The organism is Dactylococcopsis salina PCC 8305, assembly GCF_000317615.1.
In the GTDB taxonomy this organism is placed as follows: Bacteria; Cyanobacteriota; Cyanobacteriia; order Cyanobacteriales; family Rubidibacteraceae; genus Halothece; species Halothece salina.
In genome coordinates this window covers 2967192-2981260 of sequence record NC_019780.1, presented here as the reverse complement: position 1 = coordinate 2981260, position 14069 = coordinate 2967192, and the positions used below count along the sequence as shown (strand labels likewise).

General features: G+C 44.6%; 17 protein-coding genes and 3 pseudogenes. 13 read left to right on the top strand and 7 right to left on the bottom strand.

What is annotated here, in order from left to right; all coding sequences use genetic code 11:
* Positions 1-15: 15 nt before the first annotated feature.
* Positions 16-2094, top strand: coding sequence for a magnesium chelatase subunit D family protein (locus tag DACSA_RS14225; RefSeq protein ID WP_015230419.1), 2079 nt, complete (start codon positions 16-18; stop codon positions 2092-2094).
* 496 nt (positions 2095-2590) lie between these two features.
* A complete protein-coding gene (locus DACSA_RS14215; RefSeq protein WP_015230418.1) occupies positions 2591-3136 on the top strand; it encodes a WcaF family extracellular polysaccharide biosynthesis acetyltransferase in 546 nt (181 codons plus the stop codon).
* Positions 3137-3143: 7 nt separating this feature from the next.
* On the opposite strand, the gene DACSA_RS20900 is transcribed toward DACSA_RS14215, so the two are convergent.
* Complete coding sequence (locus DACSA_RS20900; RefSeq protein WP_156800809.1) at positions 3144-3332, bottom strand: hypothetical protein; 189 nt, start codon at positions 3330-3332, stop codon at positions 3144-3146.
* A gap of 13 nt (positions 3333-3345) precedes the next feature.
* Here DACSA_RS20900 and DACSA_RS22265 point away from each other — a divergent pair, with 13 nt between their 5' ends.
* The 3 genes from DACSA_RS22265 (at position 3346) to DACSA_RS14205 (ending at position 5316) form a co-directional block, all read left to right on the top strand.
* Complete coding sequence (locus DACSA_RS22265) at positions 3346-3786, top strand: SNF2-related protein (RefSeq protein WP_015230417.1); 441 nt, start codon at positions 3346-3348, stop codon at positions 3784-3786.
* Entirely contained in the window at positions 3786-4805 is a 1020-nt protein-coding gene (locus tag DACSA_RS14210; protein WP_051017329.1) for a helicase-related protein, read from the top strand. The genes DACSA_RS22265 and DACSA_RS14210 overlap by 1 nt, the downstream gene beginning before the upstream one ends.
* A gap of 157 nt (positions 4806-4962) precedes the next feature.
* On the top strand, positions 4963-5316 hold the full coding sequence (locus DACSA_RS14205; RefSeq protein WP_041235509.1) for a hypothetical protein: 354 nt from the start codon (positions 4963-4965) through the stop codon (positions 5314-5316).
* Positions 5317-5463: 147 nt separating this feature from the next.
* Here DACSA_RS14205 and DACSA_RS22625 read toward each other — a convergent pair whose 3' ends face one another.
* Positions 5464-5586: a hypothetical protein gene (locus tag DACSA_RS22625; protein WP_269544606.1), complete on the bottom strand. Its 123-nt coding sequence runs from the start codon at positions 5584-5586 to the stop codon at positions 5464-5466.
* On the opposite strand from DACSA_RS22625, the pseudogene DACSA_RS19280 reads away from it, so the two are divergent.
* The 7 genes and pseudogenes from DACSA_RS19280 to DACSA_RS14175 form a co-directional block, all read left to right on the top strand.
* Positions 5545-5739, top strand: a pseudogene (locus DACSA_RS19280) (ATP-binding protein); the annotation flags it as partial. The gene DACSA_RS22625 and the pseudogene DACSA_RS19280 overlap by 42 nt on opposite strands.
* A complete protein-coding gene (locus tag DACSA_RS14200; RefSeq protein WP_015230416.1) occupies positions 5736-6743 on the top strand; it encodes a ParA family protein in 1008 nt (335 codons plus the stop codon). The pseudogene DACSA_RS19280 and the gene DACSA_RS14200, both read left to right, overlap by 4 nt.
* Before the next feature lie 60 nt (positions 6744-6803).
* Positions 6804-7013, top strand: a complete 210-nt coding sequence (locus DACSA_RS14195) for a hypothetical protein (RefSeq protein ID WP_041235508.1) — start codon at positions 6804-6806, stop codon at positions 7011-7013.
* Positions 6986-7552: pseudogene (locus tag DACSA_RS19990) on the top strand (N-6 DNA methylase); the annotation flags it as partial. The gene DACSA_RS14195 and the pseudogene DACSA_RS19990, both read left to right, overlap by 28 nt.
* 55 nt (positions 7553-7607) lie before the next feature.
* Entirely contained in the window at positions 7608-7805 is a 198-nt protein-coding gene (locus DACSA_RS14185) for a UPF0175 family protein (protein WP_051017328.1), read from the top strand.
* On the top strand, positions 7798-8004 hold the full coding sequence (locus DACSA_RS14180; RefSeq protein WP_015230415.1) for a hypothetical protein: 207 nt from the start codon (positions 7798-7800) through the stop codon (positions 8002-8004). The genes DACSA_RS14185 and DACSA_RS14180 overlap by 8 nt, the downstream gene beginning before the upstream one ends.
* 31 nt (positions 8005-8035) lie before the next feature.
* Entirely contained in the window at positions 8036-8608 is a 573-nt protein-coding gene (locus tag DACSA_RS14175; RefSeq protein WP_198007573.1) for a hypothetical protein, read from the top strand.
* Positions 8609-8640: 32 nt separating this feature from the next.
* Here DACSA_RS14175 and DACSA_RS14170 read toward each other — a convergent pair whose 3' ends face one another.
* Complete coding sequence (locus DACSA_RS14170; protein WP_051017327.1) at positions 8641-8928, bottom strand: putative toxin-antitoxin system toxin component, PIN family; 288 nt, start codon at positions 8926-8928, stop codon at positions 8641-8643.
* Positions 8929-9084: 156 nt separating this feature from the next.
* On the opposite strand from DACSA_RS14170, the pseudogene DACSA_RS23110 reads away from it, so the two are divergent.
* Positions 9085-9306, top strand: a pseudogene (locus DACSA_RS23110) (hypothetical protein); the annotation flags it as partial.
* A gap of 332 nt (positions 9307-9638) precedes the next feature.
* Here the strand turns inward: DACSA_RS23110 and DACSA_RS14165 are convergent.
* The 4 genes from DACSA_RS14165 to DACSA_RS14145 all read right to left on the bottom strand — a co-directional run bounded on the left by DACSA_RS14165 (position 9639) and on the right by DACSA_RS14145 (position 13608).
* Complete coding sequence (locus tag DACSA_RS14165; RefSeq protein WP_015230414.1) at positions 9639-9824, bottom strand: helix-turn-helix domain-containing transcriptional regulator; 186 nt, start codon at positions 9822-9824, stop codon at positions 9639-9641.
* Complete coding sequence (locus DACSA_RS14160; RefSeq protein ID WP_015230413.1) at positions 9817-10155, bottom strand: type II toxin-antitoxin system RelE/ParE family toxin; 339 nt, start codon at positions 10153-10155, stop codon at positions 9817-9819. Before DACSA_RS14160 ends, DACSA_RS14165 begins: the two co-directional genes overlap by 8 nt.
* Positions 10156-10223: 68 nt before the next feature.
* Positions 10224-12113, bottom strand: coding sequence for a glutamine--fructose-6-phosphate transaminase (isomerizing) (gene glmS / locus DACSA_RS14155; RefSeq protein WP_015230412.1), 1890 nt, complete (start codon positions 12111-12113; stop codon positions 10224-10226).
* Positions 12114-12495: 382 nt separating this feature from the next.
* On the bottom strand, positions 12496-13608 hold the full coding sequence (locus tag DACSA_RS14145) for a cadherin domain-containing protein (protein WP_015230411.1): 1113 nt from the start codon (positions 13606-13608) through the stop codon (positions 12496-12498).
* Positions 13609-14069: the final 461 nt, after the last annotated feature.

Here is a 14069-nt window from a genome sequence, read left to right as displayed (position 1 = left end):
GCCAGAATAGGGAGTATGACTACACTAACAACTTCTCCAACCAACCTTAATTTTCCCCTCACCGCCGTTGTCGGACAAGAAGCAATTAAACTGGCGCTGCTTCTCGGTGCTGTTGATCCCAAACTCGGTGGGATTGCGATCTCTGGCAAACGCGGCACAGCTAAATCGGTGATGGCGCGGGCGATTCATTCTTTGTTACCCCCGATCGAGATTGTACAAGATTCGATCGCCAACTGTGATCCGAAAAATCCTGAAGAATGGGACGATGAAACTTTCACGGAATATGGCGACACCACAGACATCCCAACACAAGTGATTCGCGCTCCCTTTGTGCAAATTCCTCTGGGAGTGACAGAAGACCGTTTACTGGGTTCGGTGGATGTAGAAAAGTCCGTTAAGGAAGGAAAAACCGTGTTCCAACCTGGACTCCTTGCGAAAGCGCATCGCGGTGTTCTTTATATTGATGAAGTTAATCTGCTTGATGATCAGATCGCGAACCAATTGTTATCAGTATTAACAGAAGGGCGTAACATCATCGAGAGGGAAGGAATTAGTTTTCAACATCCCTGTCAACCGCTTCTCATTACCACTTATAATCCCGAAGAAAAACCGCTACGAGAACATTTATTAGATCGGATTGCAATTACCCTGTCTGCGGATGGGGTGTTAGCGTTAGACCAACGAGTCCAAGCGGTAGAACAAGCCACTAATTTCGCTAATTCCCAAAAGGATTTTCTTGGTCAGTATGAGGAGGATTTAGAAGGACTCCGCACCGATATTATTCTCGCACGGGAATGGTTAAAAGAAGTGACCATTGCCCCAGAACAAATTAATTATTTAGTTGAGGAAGCCGTGCGTGGTGTGGTACAAGGACATCGCGCGGAATTGTTTGCGGTGAGAGTCGCTAAAGCCGCCGCCGCCCTTGATGGACGGAATCAAGTCACAGGAGATGATTTACGTCGAGCCGTAGAATTGGTGATTGTTCCTCGATCGACCGTTGCTCAAAGCCCCCCAGAAGAACAACAACCGCCACCCCCGCCTCCAGAAAACCAAGAGGAAGATCAACCCGAAGATCAAGAACAACCGCAGGGAGACAATTCCCCAGAGGATCAACCCGAACCCGAACAACCCCCCGAAGATCAACAAGAGGAGTCTCCCCAAGATGATGAGGGAGAAGAGGATGAGGAACAGGAAGCGCCACAAATTCCAGAGGAGTTTGTTTTTGATGCGGAAGGGGTGATTATGGACCCGACGGTTCTCTATTTTTCCCAGATGGCGAAACAACAGGGAACCTCTGGAAGTCGTGGCTTAATTTTCTCTGATGAACGGGGACGCTATGTGAAGCCGATGCTTCCTAAAGGAAAGGTGAAACGCATCGCCGTAGATGCCACTTTAAGGGCGGCTGCTCCCTATCAGAAATCACGTCGTTTGCGTAATCCAGGCAGACGGGTGATTGTGGAACAGTCGGATATGCGTTCCAAACGGCTGGCGCGGAAAGCTGGTGCGTTGGTGGTGTTTCTGGTGGATGCGTCGGGATCAATGGCTTTAAATCGAATGCAGTCCGCAAAAGGGGCGGTTTTACAGTTGCTTACAGAAGCCTACGAAAATCGCGACCAGGTGGCGTTAATTCCTTTCCGAGGGGAACAAGCAGAGGTGTTATTACCCCCGACTCGATCGATTTCAATGGCGCGAAATCGCCTCGAAAAGCTGCCTTGTGGCGGTGGTTCTCCTTTGGCGCACGGTTTAACGCAAGCGGTTCATGTCGGGATGAATGCTCAAATGTCAGGTGATGTCGGTCAAGTGATTTTAGTCGCCATTACCGATGGACGGGGGAACATTCCCTTAGCGCGATCGCTCGGTGAACCGTTACCAGAAGAAAAACCGAATATTAAGGAGGAATTGTTAGAAATTGCTGGCAAAATTCGCGCTTTGGGTGTGAAATTGTTAGTGATTGATACGGAGAATAAGTTTGTTTCCACAGGCTTTGCGAAAGAGTTAGCAAAAACCGCAGGAGGCAATTATTATCATCTGCCAAAAGCCACCGATCAGGCGATCGCAGGGATGGCAAAACAGGCAATTTCTGATCTGAAGTAAAGAGATCGTCAGCCCCCCACCCCCAATCTTGGGGGGAGTTATCACCAATAGAGATCGTCAGCCCCCCACCCCCAATCTTGGGGGAGTTATCATCAATAGAGATCGTCAGCCCCCCACCCCCAATTTTGGGGGAGTTATCATCAATAGAGATCGTCAGCCCCCCACCCCCAATCTTGGGGGAGTTATCATCAATAGAGATCGTCAGCCCCCCACCCCCAATCTTGGGGGAGTTATCACCAATAGAGATCGTCAGCCCCCCACCCCCAATCTTGGGGGAGTTATCACCAATAGAGATCGTCAGCCCCCCACCCCCAATCTTGGGGGAGTTATCACCAATAGAGATCGTCAGCCCCCCACCCCCAATCTTGGGGGAGTTATCATCAATAGAGATCGTCAGCCCCCCACCCCCAATCTTGGGGGAGTTATCACCAATAGAGATCGTCAGCCCCCCACCCCCAATTTTGGGGGAGTTATCACCAATAACCAATAACCAATAATGTATCTAAATCATTACACGATCGGCGATTACAGTCCAGGTGCTTCCTTTATTAAACAACTGTTTTGGTATTTTATCGGATGTCCATTCGTGCGAAGTTATTGGCTTCCTGTTTCTAGTTTCAAAGTCTTTTTATTGCGCTTATTTGGGGCAAAAATTGGCGAGGGAGTACGGATTAAACCTGGAGTTTTGATTAAGTTTCCCTGGCGATTATCGGTGGGAGATTATGTTTGGTTAGGGGAAAATCTTGGGATTGATAATTTAGCACAAGTGACGATCGAAAGCCATGTTTGTTTATCACAAGGGGTGTATTTATGTACGGGAAATCATAGTTGGACTGATCCGAATTTTAAATTAATTACTGAACCGATTACGATCGAAGAAGGAAGTTGGATCGCCGCTCGATCGGTGATCGGACCTGGCGTTACCGTTAAAAAAGGAGCAGTTTTAGGATTAGGATCAGTAACAGGAAAATCTTTAGACGCAATGACCATTTATGGGGGAAATCCCGCACAAGCAATGAAAAAACGAATAATTAATTATTAGTTATTCCTTAACTCACCGCATTCAATAAAAAAATCGGATTAATTTCATAACTAACCCGATCAATGATCTGCACCTGTAATTCCATTTGCCTCCTTAAACCAATAGTGATCAGAAAATGACAGCGAAATCTCTCCCAACAGGCGCGATCGCTTCTCAGGTTTCCGTAGGAAACATCGCGTAAGTCAGGTCGCGACAATACCTGATCGAAAATGTTGAACCAAGCCCCCGATCGCGCTGGGATTCAAATTAAAGCCTACCAGTTAGAACCCTTACGAAAAGCCCTGCAAATGCCCCGTGTGGGAATCTTTATCGCGGACGATGTGGGATTAGGGAAAACCATTGAAGCAGGCTTAATTCTGCGAGAAATGCTGTTACGGCAAAGACTGCAACGGGTTGTCATTGCCTGTCCCCCTTCGATGGTGCGACAGTGGCAAGAGGAGATGGAAAATCGTTTTGGGCTAACCTTTACCATTTTCGATCGCGCTTTCATTATCCAAAAACGACGGGAACGAGGCTATAGTATCAATCCTTGGACAACTCACACCCGCTTTATCATTTCTCATGCTTTGATTCGGGAAGAAGCCTATGCTGCCCCTAACAGTTTTGTCGTGGTGTTCCTGTCAAAAGCCGACAGCTTCTCGACTCGGTGATGGTAAGGCGCTTAAAGCAAGACATTCGGGAAATCAGTGACAGTGATTTTCCTAAGCGTGAAGTCATTCCCGTCGCCATTAAAAACCTGCCCGAAAATGCCCCCGAATTAGAACTTTCTCGACTCTTACAAGAATATCGTCTTTGCCGACAAGCGCGGTTGCAAGGGGAATCGAAATCCAAGCGCCAAGCGGGAATGCTAGTGGTGACCTCTCTCCAGAAACGCTTGCTGTCTTCTATTGAAGCCTTTGCAAGAACGCTACAAGTCCATAAACAAGCCCTAAACCGCCAAGAGGAGAAAAACGCTCAAACTTCCCAGAATTATGCCTTACTGGTCGAATCTCCCAGTGCAGATGACGATCGCGCTGAACTTCCCGAAGCGGAAATCGAAAGCGAAGAAAACACCCAGATGAGTGCAGCCACCGCAGCCAGCAGAGGAGAAATTAGCCCCCAAGAACGGGAATTATTAGACCGCATGAGCGAAATTGCTCAAAATTTCCGTTATGAACCTGATTCTAAGGTCAAGGCTTTATTAGAGTGGCTGCGGAACAACCTTTGTCCCGATCTCGGGAAACCAGGGGCAAAATGGCGCGATCGTCGCGTGCTAATTTTCACTGAATACACAGATACGAAACGCTACTTACAACAGCAACTCCGAGACGCGATTGGACTCCGTCCATGCTTCGCAAACGCAGGTAGTGAACAAGAAGACGAACGCATCGACTGCTTTACAGGAGGAATGGGAGACGAACGCCGAGAAGCCATTAAACGGGCTTTTAATACTAACCCGAAAGACCATCCTCTAAGGATTCTCATTGCTACTGATGCAGCAAGAGAAGGGGTAAACTTACAGAATTACTGCGCTGACTTATTCCATTTTGATATACCTTGGCATCCCAGTCGGATGGAACAACGGAACGGACGCATCGATCGCAAACTGCAACGGGAACCCGTTGTTATAGCGCTACGCGCGGTTGCAAGAGGCAAAAGGCAAAAGGCAAAAGGCAAAAGTAAGTTATAGGTGAGTTTCAACATTTTGGAATGTCCTAACCTGATTTTGTAGCGCTATAGACGACGGGATTGAATCGGAAGCGGAACAAATCCTCATTTCAGGAATTGAAACCGCCGATCGAGCAGATGAAAGCACCAGCAACCGACAGGGGGCGATACGGGAAGAATTGGAGACAATCCGCCCTGAAATCCGTCAACTGCGACAACAAGAAGAAACCTTACAGCAGATGTTAAGTCAGTCCCAGCAGTGGTTAAGATTAGACGATCGCGCTTTTCGGGAAGCCCTTTCCGCGAGTTTGGAATTGTTGGGGGCTTCTCCTCTCCAATCCAAAAATGAGGAAGGAATATGGGAAATCCCCAACCTAGAAACCCTCACCAATGACCCCAGTTGGGGAAATACTCTCGATACCCTGCGTCCGCCACGTCCACGGAAACAAAAAGTTTGGGAATGGCGCAAAGAAACAGAGGTGCGTCCTGTAAGAATTAGAATCAGAACCGCAGCGCATTCGGGAGAATTATGAAGTAAAAGCCCGTCGTTTAGAACCTGTAGGGTTAGTCTATCTTTGGCCAATGAGTAGCTAACATAGAGAGAGTTTGAAGAGAACCAAATTATGGATGAACAAGAACTACAGGTGGATAAATATGTTTTAGAGGGTTGTACAGCCCTCTTACGCGCCTCCCGTGCGGTTTGAGGGACGGACGTACATTCGGGTTGGACCCACACGCGCGATCGCAACCCCAGAAACCGCGAAAATTTTGGCAAAGGAGTCACTGATTATCGTAATCCGCATTTAGCAGAAGCAATGAAAAACCTAGGCTATGTTCAACGGTTTGGGATTGGAATTGCTACGGCGCAAAAACAACTAGAAAAGAACGGTAATCCCGCAGCAGAATTTCAGATTGAAGAAGCGAACTTTTTAGCGATCGTTAGGAGAACCAAATGAAACCGCCAATCATTGCCTTTTTTAATAATAAAGGAGGAGTCGGAAAAACATCTTTAGTTTATCACCTTGCTTGGATGTATTTTGATTTAGGATTAAATGTAATCGCTGCTGATTTAGACCCACAAGCCAATTTAACCGCAGCTTTTATTGATGAGGATCGTTTAGAAGAAGTCTGGGAAGGAAACAATAGCTATAACACAATTTTTCGCTGTGTTCAGCCGTTATTAAAAGGAATTGGTGATATTGCAATGCCAGAGTTAGAGAGAATTGAAGACGGTTTAAGTCTGTTTATTGGCGATTTACAACTTTCGGGTTTTGAAGATGAATTATCTTCTCAATGGCACGATTGTTTAGATGGGAAAGAAAGAGCATTTCGGGTGATTTCTGCTTTTTGGCGATTACTCGATCGCGCTGCCAATCAGTCTTCTGCTGACCTTGTTTTAGTGGATTTAGGACCGAACTTAGGTGCAATTAATCGGGCTGCTTTAATCGCTGCTGACTATATTATTGTTCCCCTTTCTCCTGATTTATTCTCCTTACAAGGCTTGAAAAATCTCGGTCCCACTGTTGCTCGTTGGCGGAAAGAATGGGAAGCAAGAATCGAAAAAAATCCTGCGAATGATTTGGAGTTACCTCAAGGAAGAATGGAAGCCATTGGTTATATTATTCTCCAACATGGCGTAAGATTTGATCGACCTGTCAAAGCCTTTCAAAGATGGATAGAACGAATCCCCATTATTTATCAAGATAAAGTTTTACAAAATCCACAAACTCAAGTGTTTGATGTCGCCAGTGACCCCAACCGTTTAGCGTTAATTAAACATTATCAAAGTTTAAGGCAAATGGCACAAGAATCTCATAAACCAATTTTTCACTTAAAACCAGCAGATGGGGCAATTGGCGCTCATTTATCGGCGGTCAGAAATGTCTATTTTGACTTTAAAGAATTAGCCGAGAAAATTGCCAGTCAAGTTGAGTTGCCATTACCGTCTCTAACACAGTGACCAGTCAAGAAAACTCAACTTAATATTATATTAAACTGAATAAATTGGAGGTGTGGAACGGTGGGCTTTGACTACGAAACCTTGAAATATATTCATCAGCATCGGGAATGGTTGGGATTTTTGCAACCTGTGGGGTTGGTAGTATCTCCTCCCGCGTTGGTGAATCAGGGGGTTTATCTCGATCGCGATCGCGCCATAGAATATCAACAACTCCTCTCATCCCTCCCAACTGCTGATTTTGAACCCTCGAAGAAATCATCGCAGCCTTAGGAACAAAGATTTCTAAGCGTACTCCCAACACTTTACCAGCAGGAGCGCTGTATTTCCAACCGACAGAAGAACGGCGCAGATCGGGTTCTCATTATACCCCCCGCAGTTTAACTGCGCCTGTCGTTGATACCACGCTTCAACCCATCTTCCAACAGTTGGGAAGTCAACCGACACCGGAACAACTATTAAACTTAAAAGTATGCGATTTAGCAATGGGAAGCGGGGCGTTTTTAGTTGAGGCTTGTCGTCAAATTGCCGATCGCCTTGTAGAAGCATGGGAACGAAACGACGCAATTTCCCCTGATACGGAAGAACCTGTTGTCATCGCTAGACGCATGGTAGCGCAACCATGTATTTATGGGGTGGATAAAAATCCCTGTCTTGAGTGCGTCTTACATTCTGGGGAAACCCCAGAATTACGCACTCGCTTTGCGGTGAACTTGGCGAAACTCTCTCTCTGGCTGTTTACTTTATCGCGCGATCGCCCCTTTACCTTCCTAGACCATGCGTTAAAGTGCGGAGACTCCCTTGTTGGCTTATTGTAATAATGGCGGAATAATTTACAACGCCAAACGACGCTATAAATGGCCAGGAATGGCTGCGGTTTTTGAAACAGAAGCAAAATGGGCGATGGCGGTGAAACTTTTTGAACTCAAACGGTTATCATCAGGAATGGCTGCAATGTTAGTTGGAGTTGATCGCGTTACTTTTCTTCTTAAGTTAGCTGATTATGGTGTCCCCATGATTGATCTCCCTGATGCTGAACTGATGTCTGATATAGAAAATGCCTAATTCTCCAGTTATTGTTATCAATACTTCACCCTTGATTGCATTAATTGCAGCATTAGGAAGTTTGGATATTTTAGACTCTCTTTACGAGAAAGTGGTTGTCCCGTTAGCGGTTTGTGAAGAAATTTTGAAGGGCGGAAAACAAGATTTTGCAGTATCTGAATTTCAGAAAGCAAAATGGTTAAGTAAAGAAAAAATGTAATTAATTTAGCTCTTAAAGAAGCAGGTGAGTTATGACCAAAGAATTATTACCGCCCAATGTTCCCATTCTCTTGGATGGAAAACCCGTTGAACAAATTACCGCATTTCTGGTGGATAAAGGGGGAAATGATGACCCCCATCAATTATTAGCCAATGAAGGAAAAAGTTTTCAGGGTGGTATTGTTTTAGGGATGGGGTTTACCTTTGATGATACCAGTTCTGATGCAACGTCGATCGCAGAAATGCACCGCTTAATTGAGGAAAATCCGAAGAATCAAGAGTGCATTTTTCCTTATATTGGCGGTCAGGAAGTGAATAGTAGTCCCACTCATGCTTATCATCGCTATGTGATTAATTTTGGTGAGATGAGTGAGGAGGAGGCGAGAGAATATCCTGATTTAATGGCGATTGTTGAGGAGAAAGTTAAGCCAGAGAGAGATAAACTTAAATTAAACAATTCAACACAAAAAAGGCGGAGAGAATATTGGTGGCAATATGGCTCAACTGCAAAAAACTTGTATAATGCGATCGCGCACTGCGATCGAGTTTTAGTAACTAATGCACAAGCCTCACTATTCTTAAAAAGCTCAAATCCAGAAAACTAATGGGAGAATAAAAATAGCGATGTCAACCTACATTATCCCTGTGGTTGTACCAATGGTAAAAACTGTGATACAGAGCAAATTTTAGTTTTTCCTAAATCAATCACTTCTCCAAAATCATGATCCCCTGTGATTAAAAAATCTGCTTGTGAAGCTATAGCACAGGCTAAAAATTTCGCATCTTTTTGATCTCTTGGAAAATTCACTTCTATATTCACTTCCACTAAGGTTGTTAATTGTTGGACTAAATATAAAAAATGACTTCTCCTTTTTTGATCAATTTTCAATTTTTTTCGATTTAAAACTTTCTGATATTCTTGCAATATCTCTAACGAGACTACCCATTCACAATTTTAAAATGTTATTGCTAATTTCTTTTTTATTGATTTGCATTTTCTTCCATCTCTAGCTTAAAGCGTTCTTCCCGACTAAAGGAACGACCCGCGATTTCTTCAGCAAGGGCATCTTTTTCAGTTAAAGCGCGATCGCTGCGTCAGCGACTCACCCACAACACAGACAAAAACCCTGATGAAGACATCAAACCCCCGCGCTGGCGACCGTTCCAACTTGCCTTTATTCTGACCAATCTGCGAGGAATTGTTGATCCAACCCACAGCGAACGCGAAGTAGTCGATTTACTCTTCTTCCCGACAGGAGGCGGAAAAACAGAAGCCTATCTCGGATTAACAGCGTTTACCCTTCCTTTTTCGTGATTTCAAATGAGCGATGAATTACTCAAGAGTCACAGATTTTGCTAAGTTACGATGATTATCACCAGATACTATGAGAGCGGGCTACTTTTGAGAGAAAGTGCGATCAATTATCTTACTGATTCACTTCAACAGCTAACTTAAACCCGATTTGATTGAGGAGACTGCGAACGCGATCAAGGTCAGAATTGCCTTTTTCAAGGGTAGCGCTTAGGTCAGACACCGAGCCGTAGAGCTTCGTCGAATAATGTTGGGTTTGGCTGTTATAGCGCTACAAAATTAGGTTAGGACATTCCAAAATGTTGAAACTCACCTATACCTTACTAAGGCAACTTGCCTCTTGCCTTTTGCCTAGCGCGTAGCGCTATAGCTTCCACAACATCTCTCAAGGCAAGTAAAAACACTTCAGGATTCTCATCTTCCAAAGCAGCGTTAAGATATTCTCTCGCTTCAATGGGATCGCTCAACGCTTCTAGCAAATCCTCTTTGTAACTTCTTGTTCTACTCATTGCCACGTCTTTTGTAATCTTTCCAGTATTGCTTTGCTTGTTCGATATCTTGATCTTGACTGCTTTTATCACCACCTGACAACAAAATGATGATTGTGTCTCCTTCTTGCCCAAAATAAACCCGATAACCAGCACCAAATCTTATTCTAAGTTCAGTTACTCCCTCCCCGACAGATTTACAATCCCCCAAGTTTCCCAATCGAACACGGTTGATTCTTGCACGAATGATAGCGCGAGTTTTTCTATCTTTGAGGGAGTTTAGCCACTCATTAAAAGGTATGCTGCCATTCGCTCTAACATAAGTGAGAATGGTCTTTTCTTGAGCTTCCATAAGTCGCAGATTACAATGGCACTTTGCAAGGGTAGCGCGATCGTTGAAATCGATTTAATTGACTTTCGTCATTCGACTGTAACTGATTTGGCTAAGTTACGAGGTTGATCCACGTCTAAACCACGTCGAGCTGCAATGTGATAAGAAAGCAGTTGTAAGGGAATCACAGTCACTAACGGCGAAATTAGTTCCTCAACTTCGGGAACAGGTAACAAGTTATCAAAGGTATCGTTGGCTTCGGTGTCATTCATGGCGGTGACACCAATTAAACGCGCATCTCTTGCTTTTGCTTCTTGAGCATTAGATAATACTTTCTCGTAAACGCAGCCTGGCATTGCGATCGAAACGACAGGAACTTTATTATCTAAGAGCGCGATCGGTCCATGTTTCATTTCTCCAGCTGGGTAGCCCTCGGCGTGAATGTAGCTGATTTCTTTGAGTTTTAAAGCCCCTTCTAACGCAATGGGAAAATTAATCCCACGTCCCACAAAAATAAAGTCTTGAGTCTCAGCAAAATCGTGAGCTAGTTCTTCAATATAGCGTTCTTGACTTTCTAAAATCAGTTCAATTTGTGCGGGAAGATAACGCAAGTTGTCTAAAATTTCCTCAATGCGTTCTTCGGAGAGGGTTTTCCGTTGATAAGCTAAATCTAAGGATAAACAATAAAAGCCAATCAATTGAGCAATAAAGGTTTTGGTGGCAGCCACTCCGATTTCAATCCCCGCGTGGGTGTCAATCACCTCATCAACCATTTGCCCAAGGGTGCTTTCGGGGCGATTCGTAATTCCCAATAAATGAGGCTGAAACTTCGTTTCTAAGTTACCGCGACGACGTTTTTCTAAGTCTAAGGCGGCGAGAGTATCGGCGGTTTCTCCAGATTGAGTCACGCCAATGGTGAGAGTATGGGGAGTAATCGGTGCTGGTGCGTAACGAAATTCTGACGCATACTGGACACTGGTGGGAATCCCCACTAATTGCTCTAAGAGGTATTTTCCCACTAAAGCGGCGTGCCAACTGGTGCCACAGGCTAGGATTTGAATATTTTCTAAGTTTTCGGTGAGGGTAGGGGATAAATTCAGGTGAATCGGTGAGGTTTCCGAGTTTTGCCCCGCGTGCCAGTCTTGATCGAGATACGCCTCTAAGCAGGTGCGAACCACCCCAGGCTGCTCGTAGATTTCTTTGAGCATAAAATGACGAAACCCTTGTTTTTCTACTACAACAGGATTCCAGTCGAGGGTGCGAGGGGTTTTCTTGACGCGATCGCCGCTTTGATTATAAACTTCCACACCAAGGGGGGTTAACTTAGCGATTTCTCCATTTTCTAGGGGTAAAACCGCGCGAGTGTGGGCAATGAGAGCCGGTGTATCAGAAGCGCAGAAAAATTCCCCTTGTCCAAAGCCAATGACGAGAGGCGCTTGTTCCCGTGCAATCACCATTTCATCAGGATAATCCGCACAAATCACCGCGATCGCATAAGCTCCTCGGAGGCGTTGTACTGCCTTTTGTACGGCTTCTAAAAGTGGTGAATCACTTTCGGAAGTCGTCGTTAACAGTTCTGCAATCAGATGAGGGATCACTTCCGTATCGGTATCAGAAACAAACTCATGTCCTTTTGTTTTCAAGTCCTCTCGTAATTCCCGATAATTCTCAATGATGCCATTTTGCACCACCGCCACTCGTCTTGCCATATCGAGGTGAGGATGGGCGTTATGTTCTTCTGGTTTACCATGAGTCGCCCAGCGCGTGTGTCCAATGCCAATTTGTGCGGGATGATGGTTTTGTTCAATTTTGGCGCGAAGATTATGGAGTTTCCCCTTAGCGCGAACACAATGCAATTCATCTTCAAAAATCGTCGCAAGGCCTGCGGAGTCGTAACCGCGATATTCGAGCTTTTCTAAACCTGAAATTAAGATGTCTGGGGCGATTTGTGTGCCAATATAACCAACGATTCCACACATAAATTTGTCTCCTCACCGTTTCGATTTAAGTTATCCCTGACTCTCGATCGCGCTCTCTTGTTCCCAAAACCAATTAATTAGGGCTTGAGTCAATAAAGCTAAAACTCTCGTACCTTATGCTTTTAAGGCTCTTAACTCCTAAAAAAAGCGCTCGGTGAAATGGGAGATGGGGGAGATGGGGAAGAAAAATTGCTCCCTTGTCTCCCTTGTCTCCCTTGTCTCCCTTGTCTTCCTTGTCTCCCTTGTCTCCCTTGTCTTCCTTGTCTTCCTCTCTGTTCCCCGTTCCCCTCCCCGATAAACGTAAGCAGAAATAATGACTATAACTGTGTTCACTCAGCAATTAATGGAAATCCCCCGATTTTGGGGGATATCACCTCAAACCTTAAGCAGAAGCACCAAATTCGGAAGCAAAAATGCCAAGGTCATTCAAATTAACTAAACCGTCTCCTGTGAGATCAGCGCTAGCATTAAAGTTATCATCGCCATCACTGGTGCCAAATGCAGCTGCAAATACACCAAGGTCATTTAAGTTAACAAGACCATCGCCGTTAAAATCGGATTGTAACTCTCCAGGTTCAGGATCATCAGCAGGATCATTGATTAAATCAACAGTGACATTTCCCGTACCGATATTACCGTTGGTATCCTCTGCGGTGACTTCAAAATCAAAACTCTGTTGAGTTTCAAAATCAATGTCATCACTATCATTAACAGTAATTAATCCAGTCTGATCGATCGCGAAGGCAGCTTCACCATCACCATCCACATCTAAATCACCACTGATAGCGAAAGTTAAATCATCTCCTTCAGCATCAGTCGCTGTTACTGTACCAACTTCCGTTCCGACAGCACTTTCTTCTTCTACCTCAAAGGTAGCCTCTTCCACCGTCGGAGCTTCATCAACAGGGGGTTCATCAGCACTAACAATCGCGAAATCATCAGCGGTTAGTTCTCCTGTAAAGCCCTCTAAAGTAGCTAAAGGAGTATCCCCATTTTCGATCGCAACGGTAGTATTGCCACCAGCTTCAGTAACAGTAACATCCGCAAAGCTATCAACCGTACCATCTAAGCCACCAATACCCAAAACATCTTCGCCCTGACTAAAATCAGTGACTCTATTAGGAATGTTGGGAATGTCCGATGCTGCTAACCAGAATTGATCTGATCCAGCACCTCCAGTATAAGTATTGTCGCCAGCCCCATCGGTAAATAAGCGGTCTGTCCCTTCTCCAGCATCAAGGATATCACTCTCTTTACCGAAAAGCGTATCGTTTCCCCCTTCACCGTTTAGAGTATTGCCACCGCCACCAACAGTTGCATCTAAGATATCATCGCCGACACCGCCGTTGAGAGTCCCATCAGTTCCCGCAAAGAGTTCGTCATTTCCTTCTAAACCATTGAGAATTGTCCCACTAAAGCCTGTTGCTTCTAAAATATCATTTTCGTTTGTGCCGTCTAAAGTTTCACCATTACTGGTAACAAATAACTCTGCCATTGTTTTTTACTCCATGATTAGATATGAAATCTAGTTTTAAGTTTATCGTTAGATTGCTGTTTAGCCAACGCTATTTTCCCATAATTTTTTCTAATTCTAGTTCTTTATCTTCAAAAACTCCTTGTATATCAAACTTATAGTCGTTCCAATTCAATTCCGTAGTGCAGCCATCTTGGCTGCTACTAGGGAGCAAGATGCTCCCACTACCTTTGATATTGGGTTCGGGTAATTGCTTATAATGGTGTTGGGTTTCGTGTGGAGACGTTCCATGGAACGTCTCTACCCAACCTACTTTTTATCATTGATTGAGCGAACCTGATATGATCTGCTGTTTTTTATTTGGAATCACTATAATTTCATAGGGATGTGACAAAAACACACTGTGCGGAGAAATTTGATAAAAAAATAGTAAAGATTCGGTTAATTTTTGGTTTAGAATCAAACTGTCAAGCTGTCAACAA

What these genes read in the sequence shown, in the direction of transcription:
- DACSA_RS14225 (WP_015230419.1), top strand. Translation starts at nt 16, where the DNA reads ATGACTACACTAACAACTTCTCCAACCAACCTTAATTTTCCCCTCACC.
- DACSA_RS14215 (WP_015230418.1), top strand. Translation starts at nt 2,591, where the DNA reads ATGTATCTAAATCATTACACGATCGGCGATTACAGTCCAGGTGCTTCC.
- DACSA_RS22265 (WP_015230417.1), top strand. Translation starts at nt 3,346, where the DNA reads ATGTTGAACCAAGCCCCCGATCGCGCTGGGATTCAAATTAAAGCCTAC.
- DACSA_RS14210 (WP_051017329.1), top strand. Translation starts at nt 3,786, where the DNA reads ATGGTAAGGCGCTTAAAGCAAGACATTCGGGAAATCAGTGACAGTGAT.
- DACSA_RS22625 (WP_269544606.1), bottom strand. Translation starts at nt 5,586, where the DNA reads ATGCGGATTACGATAATCAGTGACTCCTTTGCCAAAATTTTCGCGGTT.
- DACSA_RS14200 (WP_015230416.1), top strand. Translation starts at nt 5,736, where the DNA reads ATGAAACCGCCAATCATTGCCTTTTTTAATAATAAAGGAGGAGTCGGA.
- DACSA_RS14185 (WP_051017328.1), top strand. Translation starts at nt 7,608, where the DNA reads ATGGCTGCGGTTTTTGAAACAGAAGCAAAATGGGCGATGGCGGTGAAA.
- DACSA_RS14180 (WP_015230415.1), top strand. Translation starts at nt 7,798, where the DNA reads ATGCCTAATTCTCCAGTTATTGTTATCAATACTTCACCCTTGATTGCA.
- DACSA_RS14175 (WP_198007573.1), top strand. Translation starts at nt 8,036, where the DNA reads ATGACCAAAGAATTATTACCGCCCAATGTTCCCATTCTCTTGGATGGA.
- DACSA_RS14165 (WP_015230414.1), bottom strand. Translation starts at nt 9,824, where the DNA reads ATGAGTAGAACAAGAAGTTACAAAGAGGATTTGCTAGAAGCGTTGAGC.
- DACSA_RS14160 (WP_015230413.1), bottom strand. Translation starts at nt 10,155, where the DNA reads ATGGAAGCTCAAGAAAAGACCATTCTCACTTATGTTAGAGCGAATGGC.
- glmS (WP_015230412.1), bottom strand. Translation starts at nt 12,113, where the DNA reads ATGTGTGGAATCGTTGGTTATATTGGCACACAAATCGCCCCAGACATC.
- DACSA_RS14145 (WP_015230411.1), bottom strand. Translation starts at nt 13,608, where the DNA reads ATGGCAGAGTTATTTGTTACCAGTAATGGTGAAACTTTAGACGGCACA.